This window comes from Variovorax sp. H27-G14 (assembly GCF_046156345.1).
Lineage (GTDB): Bacteria > Pseudomonadota > Gammaproteobacteria > Burkholderiales > Burkholderiaceae_C > Variovorax.
In genome coordinates this window covers 120,701-134,616 of the sequence record NZ_JAYLVN010000014.1, presented here as the reverse complement: position 1 = coordinate 134,616, position 13,916 = coordinate 120,701, and the positions used below count along the sequence as shown (strand labels likewise).

The window sequence follows — 13,916 nt, the reverse complement described above, 5'->3', positions numbered from 1 at the left end:
CATAATCGACTCAGTTCAAAAATTGGGGTTTGATTATGCTCGACCGGGACGGCTTCAGGCCCAACGTCGGCATCATCCTGCTCAACCAGAGAAACCAGGTTTTCTGGGGCAAGCGCATACGCACCCACTCCTGGCAGTTTCCGCAAGGCGGCATAGATCGCGGCGAGAGTCCCGAGCAAGCCATGTTCCGGGAACTGCATGAGGAAGTGGGGCTCCACCCGGAGCATGTGCGCATCGTTGCCCGTACCCGTGACTGGTTGCGCTACGAGGTGCCGGATCGGTTCATCCGCCGTGACGCACGGGGCCACTACAAGGGCCAGAAGCAAATCTGGTATTTGCTGCAACTTGTCGGACACGACTGGGATCTGAACCTGCGTGCCACCGACCATCCCGAATTCGATGCTTGGCGCTGGCACGACTACTGGGTGCCGCTCGACGTGGTCGTCGAGTTCAAGCGCGGCGTCTACGAGATGGCGCTCACCGAGCTTGCTCGCTACCTGCCACGGCAGGATTTCCGCAACCGCTTCCTGCGCAGCAACGTGCGTGCCCGAGAGTTCGAGCGCCACTCGCTGGACGCAGGAGCGCCTCCCGGACTGGACCTGCCGCCCGGCGGCAGTTTCGATCCGCATCCCGACATTCCTTCCGCGAGTGATGAACCTCCTTCCCACCTCCAAGCGCCCTTCTTTCCGACGCAACGCTGAACGCGCGCTCCTGCTCGTGTGCTTCGGCGTCTTCGCCGGATGCGCCTCTGGCCCGCACGACACCGACAACGCCGACTGGGCCCAGTCGGGCATGCCGCCGCCGCCCAAGCGCTACGAGACGGACCGTGAGTGGGAAGAAACCGCGACGCCGCCACCACCGGCTTTCAGCGACAGCCGACTGTTGGAAATCGAGATGCCACCGTACATGTCCCTGAAGTTCGGGGTCGATCCCAACACGATCAGCATCACCGGCGACGGCATCGTGCGCTACGTGGTGGTGGCGCACAACAAGAGCGGCGGTGGCGTCAACGCGTTCTACGAAGGCGTGCGCTGCTCGACGGCGGAAATGAAGAGCTACGCCCGCTACAACAGCGGTGCCTGGCAGGACACGCCCAAGCCCGAGTGGAAGCGCCTCAACGACCTGAACTCCAGCTACACCCGGGCGCTGTCGAGGCAGGGCCTTTGTCGCGGCAATGCGCCTCGCGCCTCGGTCGGCGAAATGGTGCAGAACATCCGCAACCCGGTGCGGGAAGTGCAGTAAGCCTGCACTTGCAGCGAGCAGAAAACAACAACGGGGCCTCGGCCCCGTTGTTGTTTTCAGCCCGGCATCAGCACCATGTTGTCGCGGTGGACCATTTCAGGCTCCGCCACGTAACCGAGCAAACGCTCGAATTCGCTCGACGGCTTGCGGCACAGCAGCCGTGCTTCCACGCTCGAGTAGTTGGCCAGGCCCCGCGCAAGTTCAACGCCGTCGACGTCGCGCACCGCGATCACATCGCCGCGCGAAAACTCGCCCGACACGCTGGTCATGCCGATCGGCAACAGGCTCTTGCCCTCGGCGCGCACCTTGGCGGCGGCCCCTGCGTCGACGACCACCGCACCGCGCAGCTGCAGGTGGTCGGCCATCCAGCGCTTGCGCGCCTGATGCTTGGCGGTCTGCGCCACCAGCAGCGTGCCGATGGCTTCGCCGCGCGTGAGGCGCAGCAGCGCATCGGTTTCGCGGCCCCAGGCGATGACGGTGGATGCGCCCGATCCGGCCGCGCGCTTGGCCGCGAGGATTTTCGTGATCATGCCGCCGCGCCCGATGCTCGAGCCCGCGCCACCCGCCATGGCTTCGAGCGCCGGGTCGCCGGCTGCGGCTTCATGCACGAACTTTGCGTTGGGGTCCTTGCGCGGATCGGCGGTGTACAGGCCCTTCTGGTCCGTGAGGATGACCAACGCATCGGCCTCGACCAGGTTGGCCACGAGCGCGCCGAGCGTGTCGTTGTCGCCGAACTTGATCTCGTCGTTGACGACGGTGTCGTTCTCGTTGATGACAGGCACCACGCCCAGCTTGAGCAAGGTGACGAGGGTCGATCGGGCATTGAGGTAGCGCTCGCGATCGGCCAGGTCGGCGTGCGTCAGCAGCACCTGCGCGCTGCCGATCTCGTTCTCGCGCAGCTTGGTCTCGTACATCTGGGCCAGGCCCATCTGGCCGACGGCGGCGGCGGCCTGAAGCTCGTTGATTTCATGCGGCCGGGTGCGCCAGCCGAGACGCTTCATGCCTTCGGCAATGGCGCCGCTAGACACCATGACCACCTCACGCCCTTCGCGCACCAGCACCGCCAGTTGCCGGCACCACTCGCCGATGGCCACGTCGTCGAGCCCGCGACCTTCGTTGGTCACGAGGCTGGAGCCAACCTTGACGACGATTCGGCGGGCATCCCGCAAAGCTGTGGATCCGGAATTCGAGGTCATTTCAGGGGTGCGGGCGTGAGGCTGCGAGGGTTGCTGTCGGTCTACTTTTCCATCGGTCTGCAGGCAGCCCCGCAAGGGGTGCCGCGGTGCCGCTCAGGTGCTCTCGGGCGGCAAGGGCACGAAGCGCGGGTCGATGTCGACCGGCGCCTGTTCAGCCACCTGCTGCGCCTTGACCTGCTGGTAGACGGCCTGCACCAGGTGTTCGCAGCCCTCGCGTGTAAGCGCCGAGATCTCGAACACGGGGCCTTTGAAGCGCAGGCGCTTCACGACGTCCTTGACGAGCGCCGCGCGTTCTTCCACAGGCACCATGTCGAGCTTGTTGAGTACCAGCCAACGCGGCTTTTCGTACAACGCAGCGTCGTACTTCTTGAGCTCGCCGACGATGGCCTTGGCCTGCGCGACCGGGTCGACGGCATCGTCGAAGGGCGCCATGTCGATCACATGCAGCAGCAAACGCGTGCGCTGCAGGTGACGCAGGAACAGATGGCCCAGACCAGCGCCTTCGGCGGCGCCTTCGATCAGGCCGGGAAGGTCGGCCACCACGAAGCTCTGCTCCGGACCGACGCGCACCACGCCCAGGTTGGGGTGCAGCGTGGTGAAGGGATAGTCCGCAATGCGCGGACGGGCATTGGAAACGGCGCTGATAAGCGTCGACTTGCCGGCATTCGGCATGCCGAGCAGGCCCACGTCGGCCAGCACCTTCAGCTCGAGCTTGACGTTGCGCTTTTCGCCGGGCCAGCCGGGCGTCTTCTGACGCGGCGCGCGGTTGATGGCGCTCTTGAAACGCATGTTGCCGAAGCCACCGTCACCGCCCTTGGCGATGGTGATGACCTCGCCCTCTTCCAGCAGCTCGAACAGCACCTCGCCCGTTTCGGCGTCGGAGATGATGGTGCCGACCGGCATCTTGAGCGTGATGTCGTCACCGGCGGCGCCGAACATGTCGGAGCCCATGCCGTGCTCGCCGCGCTTGGCCTCGTGGCGGCGCGAGTAGCGGAAATCGACCAGCGTGTTCAGATTCGAGTCGGCCACCGCGAAGACGTGGCCGCCACGGCCACCGTCGCCGCCGTTGGGGCCGCCGAATTCCTTGTATTTCTCATGACGGAACGACACGCAGCCGTTGCCGCCATCGCCGGCGGCGATGTCGATGAAGGCTTCGTCGACGAACTTCATGGGATGTCCAATTTACAAATGAAGAAGCCCCGGCAATGCGGGGCCTCGGGTGATCAAGGTGACGCGAGGCTTACGCCGCGGGGGTCACGTTGACCGTGTGCTTGTTCAGGGCACCCTTGTGACCGAACGACACGTGGCCTTCGACCAGGGCAAACAGCGTGTGGTCCTTGCCCACGCCGACGTTCACGCCGGGGTGGAACCGGGTGCCGCGCTGGCGCACGATGATCGCGCCTGCGCTGATCAGTTCGCCGCCAAACGCTTTCACGCCGAGCATCTTGGGCTTGGAATCGCGCCCGTTTCGCGTTGAGCCGCCGCCTTTTTTCTGTGCCATGGAATGTGTGCTCCTTAGCCGGCGATCGCGCCAATTTGCAGTTCGGTGAACTGCTGGCGATGGCCTTGACGTTTCTGATAGTGCTTGCGACGGCGCATCTTGAAGATGCCGACCTTGTCGTGCTTGCCGTGCGACAGTACCGTGACTGTCACCGTTGCGCCGGACACCAGGGGCGTGCCAACCTTGATTTCAGCGCCGTTTCCGACTGCCAGAACCTGGTCGATCACGATTTCCTGGCCTACGTCCGCAGCAATCTGTTCTACTTTAATTTTTTCGCCGGAAGCAACGCGATATTGCTTGCCGCCGGTTTTTATGACCGCGTACATGTAAACCTCTTAGAAATTGAGTCTCCACGGCGAATTCCGCAGAGCCCAAGATTATAGCGCGGTTTGGGCCTGCCGGCCATCGCGGGGGCTGGCTGTCCCGGCGAGCAGCCGCGGCTCCCTATAATTTGGGCCTTCAAGCCCCCTTCATCGCGGGGCGTTCATCACTCCCAGCAGCGCCCTGCGCCCCCGCTTTGCCAGTTCCTGCCGCCGACACCTCCCCCACCGCCACCGTGCTGGACCTGATTGCCGGCGACATGGTCGAAGTCGACCGTGTGATTGCCCAACGCCTCGACACGGGCGTGCCGCTGGTCAGCCAAGTCTCCAAGTACATCATCTCCGCCGGCGGCAAACGCCTGCGACCGGCATTGCTGCTGTTGATGTCGGGCGCGCTGGGCTACACCGGCGAGCAGCGCTTCAACTTGGCGGCCGTGGTGGAGTTCATTCACACCGCCACCCTGCTGCACGACGACGTGGTCGACGAATCGACCCTGCGCCGCGGCCGCGCGACCGCCAACGAGTCCTTCGGCAACCCAGCCAGCGTGCTGGTCGGCGACTTCCTTTACTCACGCGCTTTCCAGATGATGCTGGACGCAGACAACATGCGCGTGATGCAGATCCTGGCCGAGGCGACCAACGTGATCGCCGAGGGCGAGGTGCTCCAGTTGATGAACATGCACGACGCCTCGCTGGACGAAGAGGCGTACCTGCGCGTGATCCGCTCCAAGACCGCCAAGCTCTTCGAAGCCAGCACGCGGCTCGCGGCCGTGCTGGCGGGCGCAACACCCGAAGTGGAAGACGCCTGCGCCACCTACGGCCAGGCACTGGGCACCGCGTTTCAGGTGATCGACGACGTTCTCGACTACGCGGGCGATGCCCAGGAAACAGGAAAGAACGTCGGGGACGATCTGCGCGAAGGCAAGACCACACTGCCGCTCATCTTCGCCATGCAGCGCGGCACATCGGCGCAGAGCGGACTCGTGCGCGCCGCCATCGAGGCCGGCGACACGGCACAACTGGGCAAGATCGTCGAAATCGTTCGTGTCACCGGGGCGCTGGACGCCTCGCGCGCCGCGGCTGCCGCCGAAGCCCAGCGCGCAATTAATGCATTGAATGGCTTTCCGTCCAATTCATACGCTTCAGGTTTGCTACAATTGGCGGCTCAGTTGCTTGCGCGACGTGCCTGAAACACCTCTTTGAGTTGGCATCTAGGAACGATTACTTTTTTTCTGCAACCATCGGGGTGTAGCTTAGCCTGGTAGAGCGCTACGTTCGGGACGTAGAGGCCGGAGGTTCGAATCCTCTCACCCCGACCAGCTTCTGGCTGGACAAATAAATGACCATGCCTGTTGCTGTGTAGCGATTTACAGCACAGGACTGTTCAGCGATGATCGTGAAGCACTTTTTCACATCTTTTGCATTCGCTGAATGGCCGCTGCCGAACTTCCACTCAAAGAACCTACGCAGATTGCGCTCCCGGGGCTCGCACGCGCCTTGGTTTCAGCCGGCAAGCTTCCTGCCAAGTCCGCAGAGGACATCTATCAAAAATCGCTGAGTGGTCGTACCAGCTTCATCGCGGAGCTGACAGGTTCTGGCGCCGTATCGGCTGCCGACCTTGCCCACACGCTGTCCAGCGCGTTCGGCGCCCCGCTGCTCGACCTCGATGCCATCGATCCGCAGCGCCTGCCCAAGGACCTGCTCGACGCCAAGCTCTGCCACGCCTACCGCATCGTCGTCCTCAGCAAGCGCAACAACCGCCTGATCGTTGCCACGGCCGACCCGTCGGACCAGCAGGCCGCCGAGAAGATCAAGTTCGCCTCGCAGATGGGCGTCGACTGGGTCATCGCGGAATACGACAAGCTGTCGCGCATGATCGAAGCCGCTGCCGTGAGCGCGGCGGAGACCATCAACAACATCGTCGGCAGCGAATTCGAGTTCGACGAAGTCACGGCGGAAACTTCGAGCGACGCGTCCGATCAGGCAATCGCCGAAGTCGAAGACGCGCCGGTGGTGCGTTTTCTTCACAAGATGCTGCTGGACGCCATCGGCATGCGCGCGTCGGACATTCACTTCGAGCCCTACGAACACAACTACCGCGTGCGGTTCCGGATCGACGGCGAGCTGCGCGAAATTGCCAGCCCGCCCACCGTCATCAAGGACAAGCTGGCGTCGCGCATCAAGGTCATCTCGCGGCTCGACATTTCCGAGAAACGCGTGCCGCAAGACGGCCGCATGAAGCTCAAGATCGGGCCCGACCGCGTCATCGACTTCCGGGTGAGCACCCTGCCCACGCTGTTCGGCGAGAAGATCGTGATCCGGATTCTCGACCCGAGCAGCGCGCGCCTGGGCATCGATGCGCTGGGCTACGACGCCGACGAAAAGGCGCGGCTGCTGCACGCCATCGGCCGGCCCTACGGCATGGTGCTGGTGACCGGCCCCACGGGTTCGGGCAAGACGGTGTCCCTGTACACCTGCCTGAACCTGCTGAACCAGCCGGGCGTGAACATTGCAACGGCGGAAGACCCCTCCGAAATCAACCTGCCCGGCGTGAACCAGGTCAACGTCAACGAGAAGGCAGGCCTGACCTTCGCGACCGCGTTGCGCGCCTTCCTGCGCCAGGATCCGGACATCATCATGGTCGGCGAAATCCGCGACCTGGAAACCGCCGACATCTCGATCAAGGCCGCGCAAACGGGCCACCTGGTGCTGTCCACGCTGCACACCAACGACGCGCCCACCACGCTCACGCGAATGCGCAACATGGGCATCGCGCCGTTCAACATTGCGTCCAGCGTGATCCTGATCACCGCGCAGCGCCTGGCCCGGCGACTGTGCACCGTGTGCCGGGTGCCAGGCGACGTGCCGCGCGAAGCGCTGCTGGAAGCCGGATTCCAGGAATCGCAACTGGACGGCACCTGGAAGCCCTACCGCCCCGTCGGCTGCTCCGCATGCAGCGGCGGCTACAAGGGGCGCGTGGGCATCTACCAGGTGATGCCGATCACCGAAGCGCTCCAGGAAATCATTCTGCGCGACGGCAGCGCGCTCGACATCGCCCAGCAGTCGGAGGCCGAAGGCGTGCGCTCGCTGCGCCAGTCGGGCCTGCGCAAGGTCATGCAAGGTCTCACTTCGCTGGAAGAAGTGGTTGCCTGCACCAACATATAACGAACACACCGAGAAACCGGAGATCGAATGGCAACAGTGGCATCCCCCCGCTCCAAGCCCACGCACAAGGAGTTTGTCTTCGAGTGGGAGGGCAAGGACCGCAACGGCAAGCTGGTGCGCGGCGAGCTGCGTGCCGCCGGCGAAAACCAGGTGCAGGCGGCACTGCGCCGCCAGGGCGTGCTCGCATCGAAGATCAAGAAGCGCCGCATGCGCTCGGGCAAAGCCATCAAGCCCCGAGACATCGCGATCTTCACGCGCCAGCTGGCAACCATGATGAAGGCCGGCGTGCCGTTGATGCAGTCCTTCGACATCGTCGGGCGCGGCAACGCGAACGCGAGCGTGGCCAAGCTGCTCAACGACATTCGATCCGACGTGGAAACCGGCACCTCGCTGTCGGCGGCGTTCCGCAAGTTCCCGAAGTACTTCGACAACCTCTACTGCAACCTGGTGGAGGCCGGCGAAGCGGCCGGTATTCTTGAAGAGTTGCTCGACCGCCTGGCCACCTACATGGAGAAGACCGAGGCGATCAAGTCCAAGATCAAGTCGGCGCTGATGTACCCGACCTCCGTGGTCGTGGTGGCGTTCGTGGTGGTGGCCGTCATCATGATCTTCGTGATCCCGGCGTTCAAGCAGGTGTTCACCTCGTTCGGCGCCGACCTTCCTGCGCCCACGCTGTTCGTGATGGCCATGAGCGAGTTCTTCGTCTCCTACTGGTGGCTGATCTTCGGCGGCATCGGTGGTGGCATCTACTTCTTCCTGCAGGCCTGGCGGCGCAACGAGCGCTTCCAGAAAGTCATGGACCGCGTGCTGCTGCGCATTCCCATCTTCGGCAGCCTGATCGAAAAATCGTGCATCGCCCGCTGGACCCGCACGCTGGCGACCATGTTTGCCGCGGGCGTACCCCTGGTCGAAGCCCTCGACTCGGTGGGCGGCGCTTCGGGCAACAGCGTCTATGGCGATGCCACGTCGAAGATCCAGCAGGAGGTGTCCACCGGCACCAGCCTGACGGCGGCCATGACCAACGTCAATCTCTTCCCTTCGATGGTCATCCAGATGACCGCCATCGGCGAAGAATCCGGCTCCATCGACCACATGCTGGGCAAGGCGGCCGACTTCTACGAATCCGAAGTGGACGAAATGGTCGCGGGCCTGTCGAGCCTGATGGAGCCCATCATCATCGTGTTCCTGGGCACCATCATCGGCGGCATCGTGGTGTCGATGTACCTGCCCATCTTCAAGCTCGGCCAGGTCGTCTGATGCTGGTGTCGAGGGAGTTCGACGCCGCGTTCGCCGGCGTGCTGGGGCTATTGATCGGCAGCTTCATGAATGTCGTCATCTACCGCACGCCGGTGATGATGTACCGCGACTGGCTCGCCGACGCGGTCGCGAACCTCATGTCCTCCAAGGACGCTCCTTCGCTGTGGTCGATGGCCTTCGGCGTGAAGGTTGTGCCGCCAGCCGGGCTGGAGGCCGCGGCCGACAAGGCGGCTGCGCTCCTCGAAGCGCAGCCGCCTTTCGACTTGGCCCGCCCTGCCTCGCGCTGCGGCGCCTGCGGCCACACGATCCGCTGGTACGAGAACGTGCCCGTGCTGAGCTACCTGTTCCTGCGTGGCCGCTGTGGCGGCTGCAAGACCCCCATCAGCCCGCGCTACCCACTGGTCGAGCTGGTCACCGCTGGCCTGTTCGCCCTGTGTGCCTGGCGTTTCGGCATCACGCCGCAAGGCGTGCTGTGGGCCGCGTTCGGCGCGCTGCTGATCTGCCAGTTCCTGATCGATTTCGACACCCAGTTCCTGCCCGACTCGCTCAACTACCCCCTGCTGTGGCTCGGCCTGATCGGCGCGGCCATGGGCTGGACCGGCGTGACGCTGAGTTCGGCGGTGTGGGGCGCCGTGTTCGGCTACCTGAGCCTCTGGCTTGTGTACCATGCCTTTCGCCTCGTCACGGGCAAGGAAGGCATGGGCTATGGAGACTTCAAACTGCTCGCCGCACTGGGTGCGTGGCTGGGCGCCGACTATCTCATCGCGATCATCCTCGTGTCTTCGCTGGTGGGCGCGGTGATAGGCGTGACGCTGCGTGTGGCCGGCAAGCTGGCCCACAAGGACATCCCGATCGCCTTCGGCCCCTTCCTGGCCGGCGCGGGCCTGATCTGCCTGGTGGCGGGCCCCGAGGTCGTGAGGCAATGGATCCCGTTCGCCTTTCCCCTGGGCGCGCTGGTCCGCTGACACAAGGCATGGTGCAGCGCATCGGCCTCACAGGCGGCATCGGCAGCGGCAAGAGCACCGTGGCCGGCTTGCTGGTGAAGCAAGGGGGGGTGCTGGTCGATACCGACGCCATCGCGCGCGCCATCGCGCAGCCCGGCGGCATCGCGGTGCCTGCTCTGGAGGCCGCCTTCGGCCCCGGCGTCATTGGCGCGGACGGCGGGCTGGACCGGGCCGTCATGCGCCAAATAGTCTTCTCGGACGCCGGCGCCAAGCTGCGCCTCGAAGCCATCCTGCATCCCCTGATCGGCACCGAAACCCAGCGCCAGGCCGCGGCGGCCGGTGAAGACGCGGTCGTGGTGTTCGACGTGCCGCTGCTGGTCGAATCCGGCCGCTGGCGCACCATCGTGGACCGGGTGCTGGTGGTCGACGCGACCGAGCAGACGCAGCTGCAGCGCGTGGTTGCGCGCTCAGGCTGGACGCCCGAAGCTGTCGAGGCGGTGATCGCCCAACAGGCACCGCGCAGGGCGCGCCGGGCGGCCGCAGACGCAGTGATTTACAACGAGTCCCTGACGCTGGCGGAACTCGGTGCGCAGGTGTGGGGTCTCTGGGAACGGTGGGTCGGGCCGGGCACGCGATAATTTAGGGTTGACGCCGCGACGGCGACACGACGATCACGTCAAACGGCGCACGCCTCAGCGCCCCTCACGATGCTTTTCAATTCGTATCCCTTCATCTTTGTTTTCTTCCCGCTGGTCCTGATCGGCTTCTTCGCGATCGGTGCGCGCAGCCCCCGAGCGGCGGCGGGTTTCCTGGCACTGGCCTCGCTCTTTTTCTACGGCTGGTGGAGCGTCAAGGCGCTGCCTCTGCTGCTGGGCTCGATCTGCATCAACTACTGGTTCGGACTGCGGCTCACCCCTTCTCCGGGCCGGGAAGACAAGCACCGCAAGGCGCTGCTGATCATTGCGCTGGTGATCAATCTCGGGGTACTGGCGGTCTTCAAGTACGCCAACTTCTTCCTGGAAAACATCGATACCGGCCTGGCCGCCGCGGGCTTTGCGCAGATCGACCTGGTGCACATCGTGCTGCCGATCGGCATCTCGTTCTATACGTTCACGCAGATCGCTTTTTTGGTCGACTGCTGGCAGGGCAAGGTGCACGAGCGCAGCTTCGTGCACTACGCGCTGTTCGTCACCTACTTCCCGCACCTGATCGCGGGGCCGGTGCTGCATCACGCGCAGATGATGCCGCAGTTCAACAGCCCGGCCACCTACAGGTTCAACGCCAACAACCTGGCGCTCGGCCTGGGCATCTTCATCTTCGGCCTGGCCAAGAAGATGCTGATTGCCGACCCGATGGGCCAGTACGCCGACATGATGTTCAAGGGCGTGCACGAGGGCGTGATGCCCTCGCTGTACACGGCCTGGTTCGGTGTGCTGGCGTACACACTGCAGATTTACTTCGACTTTTCGGGCTACTCGGACATGGCGGTCGGGCTGTCGCTGTGCATCGGCGTGCAGTTGCCGCTCAACTTCCGCTCGCCCTACAAGTCGACCAACATGATCGAGTTCTGGCGGCGCTGGCACATCTCGCTGTCGACCTTTCTGCGCGACTACCTCTACGTGCCGCTGGGCGGCAACCGCAAGGGCCCGGCGCGCCGCTACATCAACCTGTTCTTGACCATGCTGCTGGGCGGCCTGTGGCACGGCGCCGCCTGGACCTTCGTGATCTGGGGCGCGCTGCACGGCGCCTTCCTGATGGTCAACCACTTCTGGAACGCCAAGGTGCGCCGCGGCAAAACCACGAGCACGTGGTACGGCCGCGCGATCGGCTGGTTCATCACCTTCCTGTGCGTGATGATTGCCTGGGTGGTGTTCCGCGCCGACAGCCTGACGGCCGCCATCGAAATCTACAAGGGCATGCTGGGCCTGCACGGCGCGCCCGTGTCGGCCTTCGGCGAGTTCCGCGTGCCGTTCCGCAAGCCCGAGTTCTTCCAGACGCTGCTCGTGGGCCTGGTGATCTGCCTGGCGCTGCCGCCCACCATCACGCTGGACCGCTGGATCCCCGCCGTCGCGGGCCTGGCCGGACGGCCGCGCCTGCAGCGCATGGCCACCTGGGCCACGGGCCTGGGCTGCATCTATCTGTTTGGCCTGTGCGTGTCGAAGTTCGGCAGCTACAGCCCGTTCCTCTATTTCCAGTTCTGACATGGAAGACACCACATCGGCCAAGACCTGGCTTCGCATCTTTGCCGCGGGCTACATCGCGTGCTGCGCGCTGCTGCTGATCAGCCTGTTCACGCCCATTCCCTATGGCGACCTGACGCGCATCGGGCGCATCTCGGAGCGCGAGTTCGGCTGGCATGTGCCGCCGCCGCCCATCCCCGACGCCGACGTCAAGACCTGGCCCATCAACGAGTCCGACATTCTGGTGATCGGCGACAGCTTCTCCGTGCGCTACGCCTGGCAGGCGTCGCTGGTGGGCGCGGGCTACAAGGTCACGACCACCCATTGGGACAACCTGGACGGCAAGCTGTGCGAGGACTTCCCCAGCTGGCTCGAGAAGTCCGGCTTCAAGGGCAAGGTTGTCATCGTCGAAAGCATCGAGCGCCTGCTCGAAGACCGCATCGAGAAGTCCGAGGCCTGCAAGACGATGAAGCACGCCTTCAAGCCGACGCCGCCGCCGTTCGAGAACCCGGCCAGGCCCGCGCCCGGCTTCCAGATCAACTGGGACGCCCAGTTGCTCAGCGGCTGGTTCACGTACCACAACACCAAGGCCATCCTGCGCTCCGACAGCTGGACCAACACGCCCGAGCGCTGGGGCCCGCTGATCGACGCGCGCGTGGTGCCCGACGGCTGCAAGCAGTTCAGCCACCACGCCTGCGACAAGCTGCTGATGACCGCCGAGGACCGCGTCAACGCGGCGCTGTCGGCCAAGTCGGCGCGCTTCATGAAGAGCTTCGAAGCCACGTCCTCGCCCTACAAAGTGGTGTGGATGGTGGTGCCCAACAAGAGCACGGTGTATTTGCAACAAAACCATGCCGACCAGTTCCGGGCCGTGTTCAACCCGCAAAATATCGGGCCTGACTTGTTTGAACTGGCGGAGCAGAACCGCTTCAAGGTCATGGACCTGTTCCCTGCCAACGAGACCCACGTCTCGACCCGGGGTTACATTCTTTTCGGTCAGCGTATGCTGGAGGCTGTGCGCCAAGTGCTGCCCGCGCCGGCTGCCAAATCACAATGAGCGCAACAAGCTCGAACCTGACGTGAAAAACCGATACGCGTGATCCTCTACGAGTACCCCTTCAACGAGCGCATCCGCACGTACCTGCGGCTGGAGCACCTGTTTCGCCGCCTCGGCGAGCTGGTGCCCTCCGAGTCGCCGCTGTCCCATCACTACGCCCTGATCACGATCTTCGAGATCATGGACGTCGCCGCGCGGGCCGACTTGAAGGCCGATGTGCTGCGCGACCTGGACAAGCACAAGAACGTCTTCAACAGCTACCGCGGCAATCCGGCCATTGCCGAAGCCGTGCTCGACCAGGTCGTCGGCCAGCTCGAGCGCAACTTCACCACGCTCAACGGCGTGGCGGGCAAGGCCGGCCAGGCACTGACCGAGAACGAGTGGCTCATGAGCATCCGCAGCCGCGCCGGCATTCCCGGCGGCACCTGCGAGTTCGACCTGCCGGCCTACTTCGCCTGGCAGCACCGCCCCGCGCCCGGCCGCCGCGCCGACCTGGAGCGCTGGTCGAACACGCTGTCGCCGCTGGCTTCGTCGATCTATCTGCTGCTCAAGCTGCTGCGCGATGCCGACGTGCCCTACAAGGTGCTCGCCACGCGCGGGCAGTTTCAGCAGAACCTGCCGCAGGGCCGCAGCTTTCAGTTGCTGCGCCTGCGCATCGACCCCAAGCTGGGCCTGGTCCCCGAGATCAGCGGCAACCGTCTCATGGTGTCGGTGCGCCTCATGCGCCACGACAAGGACGACCGCATGCACCAAAGCTCGGACGACGCGCCCTTCGAGCTGACCCTCTGCGCATGAGCCGGGTGAACAGCAAGGGCGACCGCGTCGTGCGCTGCCCCACCTGCAACGGCGACAGCATCTACGCGCCGAGCAACGCCTACCGGCCGTTCTGCAGCGCGCGCTGCAAGGGTGTCGACCTGGGTGCCTGGGCCAGCGAAGAATTCCGCATGCCGGCCGAGGCGCCGCCCGACGACGATCCTTTCGGCGACCCCAAGCTCCAGTGAGCGGGCCGCGCGGGCACGGCGCACAGCGCAACTGCCTGCCAGCGCCAGCTGGG

15 protein-coding genes and 1 tRNA gene are annotated in these 13,916 nt (G+C 64.6%); 12 read left to right on the top strand and 4 right to left on the bottom strand.

Annotated elements, in window-relative coordinates:
- The first annotated feature begins 35 nt into the window (after positions 1–35).
- Both VLK31_RS26285 and VLK31_RS26280 read left to right on the top strand, forming a co-directional pair.
- On the top strand, positions 36–701 hold the full coding sequence (locus VLK31_RS26285) for an RNA pyrophosphohydrolase (protein WP_409171450.1): 666 nt from the start codon (positions 36–38) through the stop codon (positions 699–701).
- Entirely contained in the window at positions 652–1,242 is a 591-nt protein-coding gene (locus VLK31_RS26280) for a CNP1-like family protein (protein WP_409171410.1), read from the top strand. Before VLK31_RS26285 ends, VLK31_RS26280 begins: the two co-directional genes overlap by 50 nt.
- Before the next feature lie 56 nt (positions 1,243–1,298).
- Here VLK31_RS26280 and proB read toward each other — a convergent pair whose 3' ends face one another.
- The 4 genes from proB to rplU all read right to left on the bottom strand — a co-directional run bounded on the left by proB (position 1,299) and on the right by rplU (position 4,265).
- Positions 1,299–2,438 (bottom strand): glutamate 5-kinase, encoded by a 1,140-nt coding sequence (gene proB, locus VLK31_RS26275; protein ID WP_409171409.1) that lies wholly within the window; start codon positions 2,436–2,438, stop codon positions 1,299–1,301.
- A gap of 93 nt (positions 2,439–2,531) precedes the next feature.
- On the bottom strand, positions 2,532–3,608 hold the full coding sequence (gene cgtA / locus VLK31_RS26270; RefSeq protein WP_409171408.1) for an Obg family GTPase CgtA: 1,077 nt from the start codon (positions 3,606–3,608) through the stop codon (positions 2,532–2,534).
- A gap of 70 nt (positions 3,609–3,678) precedes the next feature.
- Complete coding sequence (gene rpmA, locus VLK31_RS26265) at positions 3,679–3,939, bottom strand: 50S ribosomal protein L27 (protein ID WP_409171407.1); 261 nt, start codon at positions 3,937–3,939, stop codon at positions 3,679–3,681.
- A gap of 14 nt (positions 3,940–3,953) precedes the next feature.
- A complete protein-coding gene (gene rplU / locus VLK31_RS26260; RefSeq protein ID WP_042578903.1) occupies positions 3,954–4,265 on the bottom strand; it encodes a 50S ribosomal protein L21 in 312 nt (103 codons plus the stop codon).
- Between the two features lie 191 nt (positions 4,266–4,456).
- Here rplU and VLK31_RS26255 point away from each other — a divergent pair, with 191 nt between their 5' ends.
- The 10 genes from VLK31_RS26255 (at position 4,457) to VLK31_RS26210 (ending at position 13,863) form a co-directional block, all read left to right on the top strand.
- A complete protein-coding gene (locus VLK31_RS26255; RefSeq protein WP_409171406.1) occupies positions 4,457–5,449 on the top strand; it encodes a polyprenyl synthetase family protein in 993 nt (330 codons plus the stop codon).
- A 52-nt stretch (positions 5,450–5,501) separates the two neighbouring features.
- Positions 5,502–5,578, top strand: a tRNA-Pro gene (locus VLK31_RS26250).
- A 112-nt stretch (positions 5,579–5,690) separates the two neighbouring features.
- The gene (gene pilB, locus VLK31_RS26245; protein ID WP_409171405.1) at positions 5,691–7,424 is read left to right on the top strand and encodes a type IV-A pilus assembly ATPase PilB; all 1,734 of its coding nucleotides are present in this window, start codon (positions 5,691–5,693) and stop codon (positions 7,422–7,424) included.
- A gap of 27 nt (positions 7,425–7,451) precedes the next feature.
- Positions 7,452–8,681: a type II secretion system F family protein gene (locus tag VLK31_RS26240; RefSeq protein WP_409171404.1), complete on the top strand. Its 1,230-nt coding sequence runs from the start codon at positions 7,452–7,454 to the stop codon at positions 8,679–8,681.
- Positions 8,681–9,646 (top strand): prepilin peptidase, encoded by a 966-nt coding sequence (locus tag VLK31_RS26235; protein ID WP_409171403.1) that lies wholly within the window; start codon positions 8,681–8,683, stop codon positions 9,644–9,646. Before VLK31_RS26240 ends, VLK31_RS26235 begins: the two co-directional genes overlap by 1 nt.
- A gap of 8 nt (positions 9,647–9,654) precedes the next feature.
- Positions 9,655–10,263 carry a dephospho-CoA kinase gene (gene coaE / locus VLK31_RS26230; protein WP_409171402.1) on the top strand — a complete coding sequence of 203 codons (609 nt, stop codon included), beginning with the start codon at positions 9,655–9,657 and terminating at the stop codon, positions 10,261–10,263.
- Between the two features lie 69 nt (positions 10,264–10,332).
- The gene (locus VLK31_RS26225; protein WP_409171401.1) at positions 10,333–11,826 is read left to right on the top strand and encodes an MBOAT family O-acyltransferase; all 1,494 of its coding nucleotides are present in this window, start codon (positions 10,333–10,335) and stop codon (positions 11,824–11,826) included.
- Between the two features lies 1 nt (position 11,827).
- Complete coding sequence (locus VLK31_RS26220) at positions 11,828–12,862, top strand: hypothetical protein (RefSeq protein WP_409171400.1); 1,035 nt, start codon at positions 11,828–11,830, stop codon at positions 12,860–12,862.
- A gap of 39 nt (positions 12,863–12,901) precedes the next feature.
- The gene (gene zapD / locus VLK31_RS26215; RefSeq protein ID WP_409171399.1) at positions 12,902–13,657 is read left to right on the top strand and encodes a cell division protein ZapD; all 756 of its coding nucleotides are present in this window, start codon (positions 12,902–12,904) and stop codon (positions 13,655–13,657) included.
- On the top strand, positions 13,654–13,863 hold the full coding sequence (locus VLK31_RS26210) for a DNA gyrase inhibitor YacG (protein ID WP_409171398.1): 210 nt from the start codon (positions 13,654–13,656) through the stop codon (positions 13,861–13,863). Before zapD ends, VLK31_RS26210 begins: the two co-directional genes overlap by 4 nt.
- Positions 13,864–13,916: the final 53 nt, after the last annotated feature.

Coding starts and splice junctions, on each gene's coding strand:
- VLK31_RS26285 (WP_409171450.1), top strand. CDS start 36: ATGCTCGACCGGGACGGCTTCAGGCCCAACGTCGGCATCATCCTGCTC.
- VLK31_RS26280 (WP_409171410.1), top strand. CDS start 652: ATGAACCTCCTTCCCACCTCCAAGCGCCCTTCTTTCCGACGCAACGCT.
- proB (WP_409171409.1), bottom strand. CDS start 2,438: ATGACCTCGAATTCCGGATCCACAGCTTTGCGGGATGCCCGCCGAATC.
- cgtA (WP_409171408.1), bottom strand. CDS start 3,608: ATGAAGTTCGTCGACGAAGCCTTCATCGACATCGCCGCCGGCGATGGC.
- rpmA (WP_409171407.1), bottom strand. CDS start 3,939: ATGGCACAGAAAAAAGGCGGCGGCTCAACGCGAAACGGGCGCGATTCC.
- rplU (WP_042578903.1), bottom strand. CDS start 4,265: ATGTACGCGGTCATAAAAACCGGCGGCAAGCAATATCGCGTTGCTTCC.
- pilB (WP_409171405.1), top strand. CDS start 5,691: ATGGCCGCTGCCGAACTTCCACTCAAAGAACCTACGCAGATTGCGCTC.
- VLK31_RS26240 (WP_409171404.1), top strand. CDS start 7,452: ATGGCAACAGTGGCATCCCCCCGCTCCAAGCCCACGCACAAGGAGTTT.
- VLK31_RS26235 (WP_409171403.1), top strand. CDS start 8,681: ATGCTGGTGTCGAGGGAGTTCGACGCCGCGTTCGCCGGCGTGCTGGGG.
- coaE (WP_409171402.1), top strand. CDS start 9,655: ATGGTGCAGCGCATCGGCCTCACAGGCGGCATCGGCAGCGGCAAGAGC.
- VLK31_RS26225 (WP_409171401.1), top strand. CDS start 10,333: ATGCTTTTCAATTCGTATCCCTTCATCTTTGTTTTCTTCCCGCTGGTC.
- VLK31_RS26220 (WP_409171400.1), top strand. CDS start 11,828: ATGGAAGACACCACATCGGCCAAGACCTGGCTTCGCATCTTTGCCGCG.
- VLK31_RS26210 (WP_409171398.1), top strand. CDS start 13,654: ATGAGCCGGGTGAACAGCAAGGGCGACCGCGTCGTGCGCTGCCCCACC.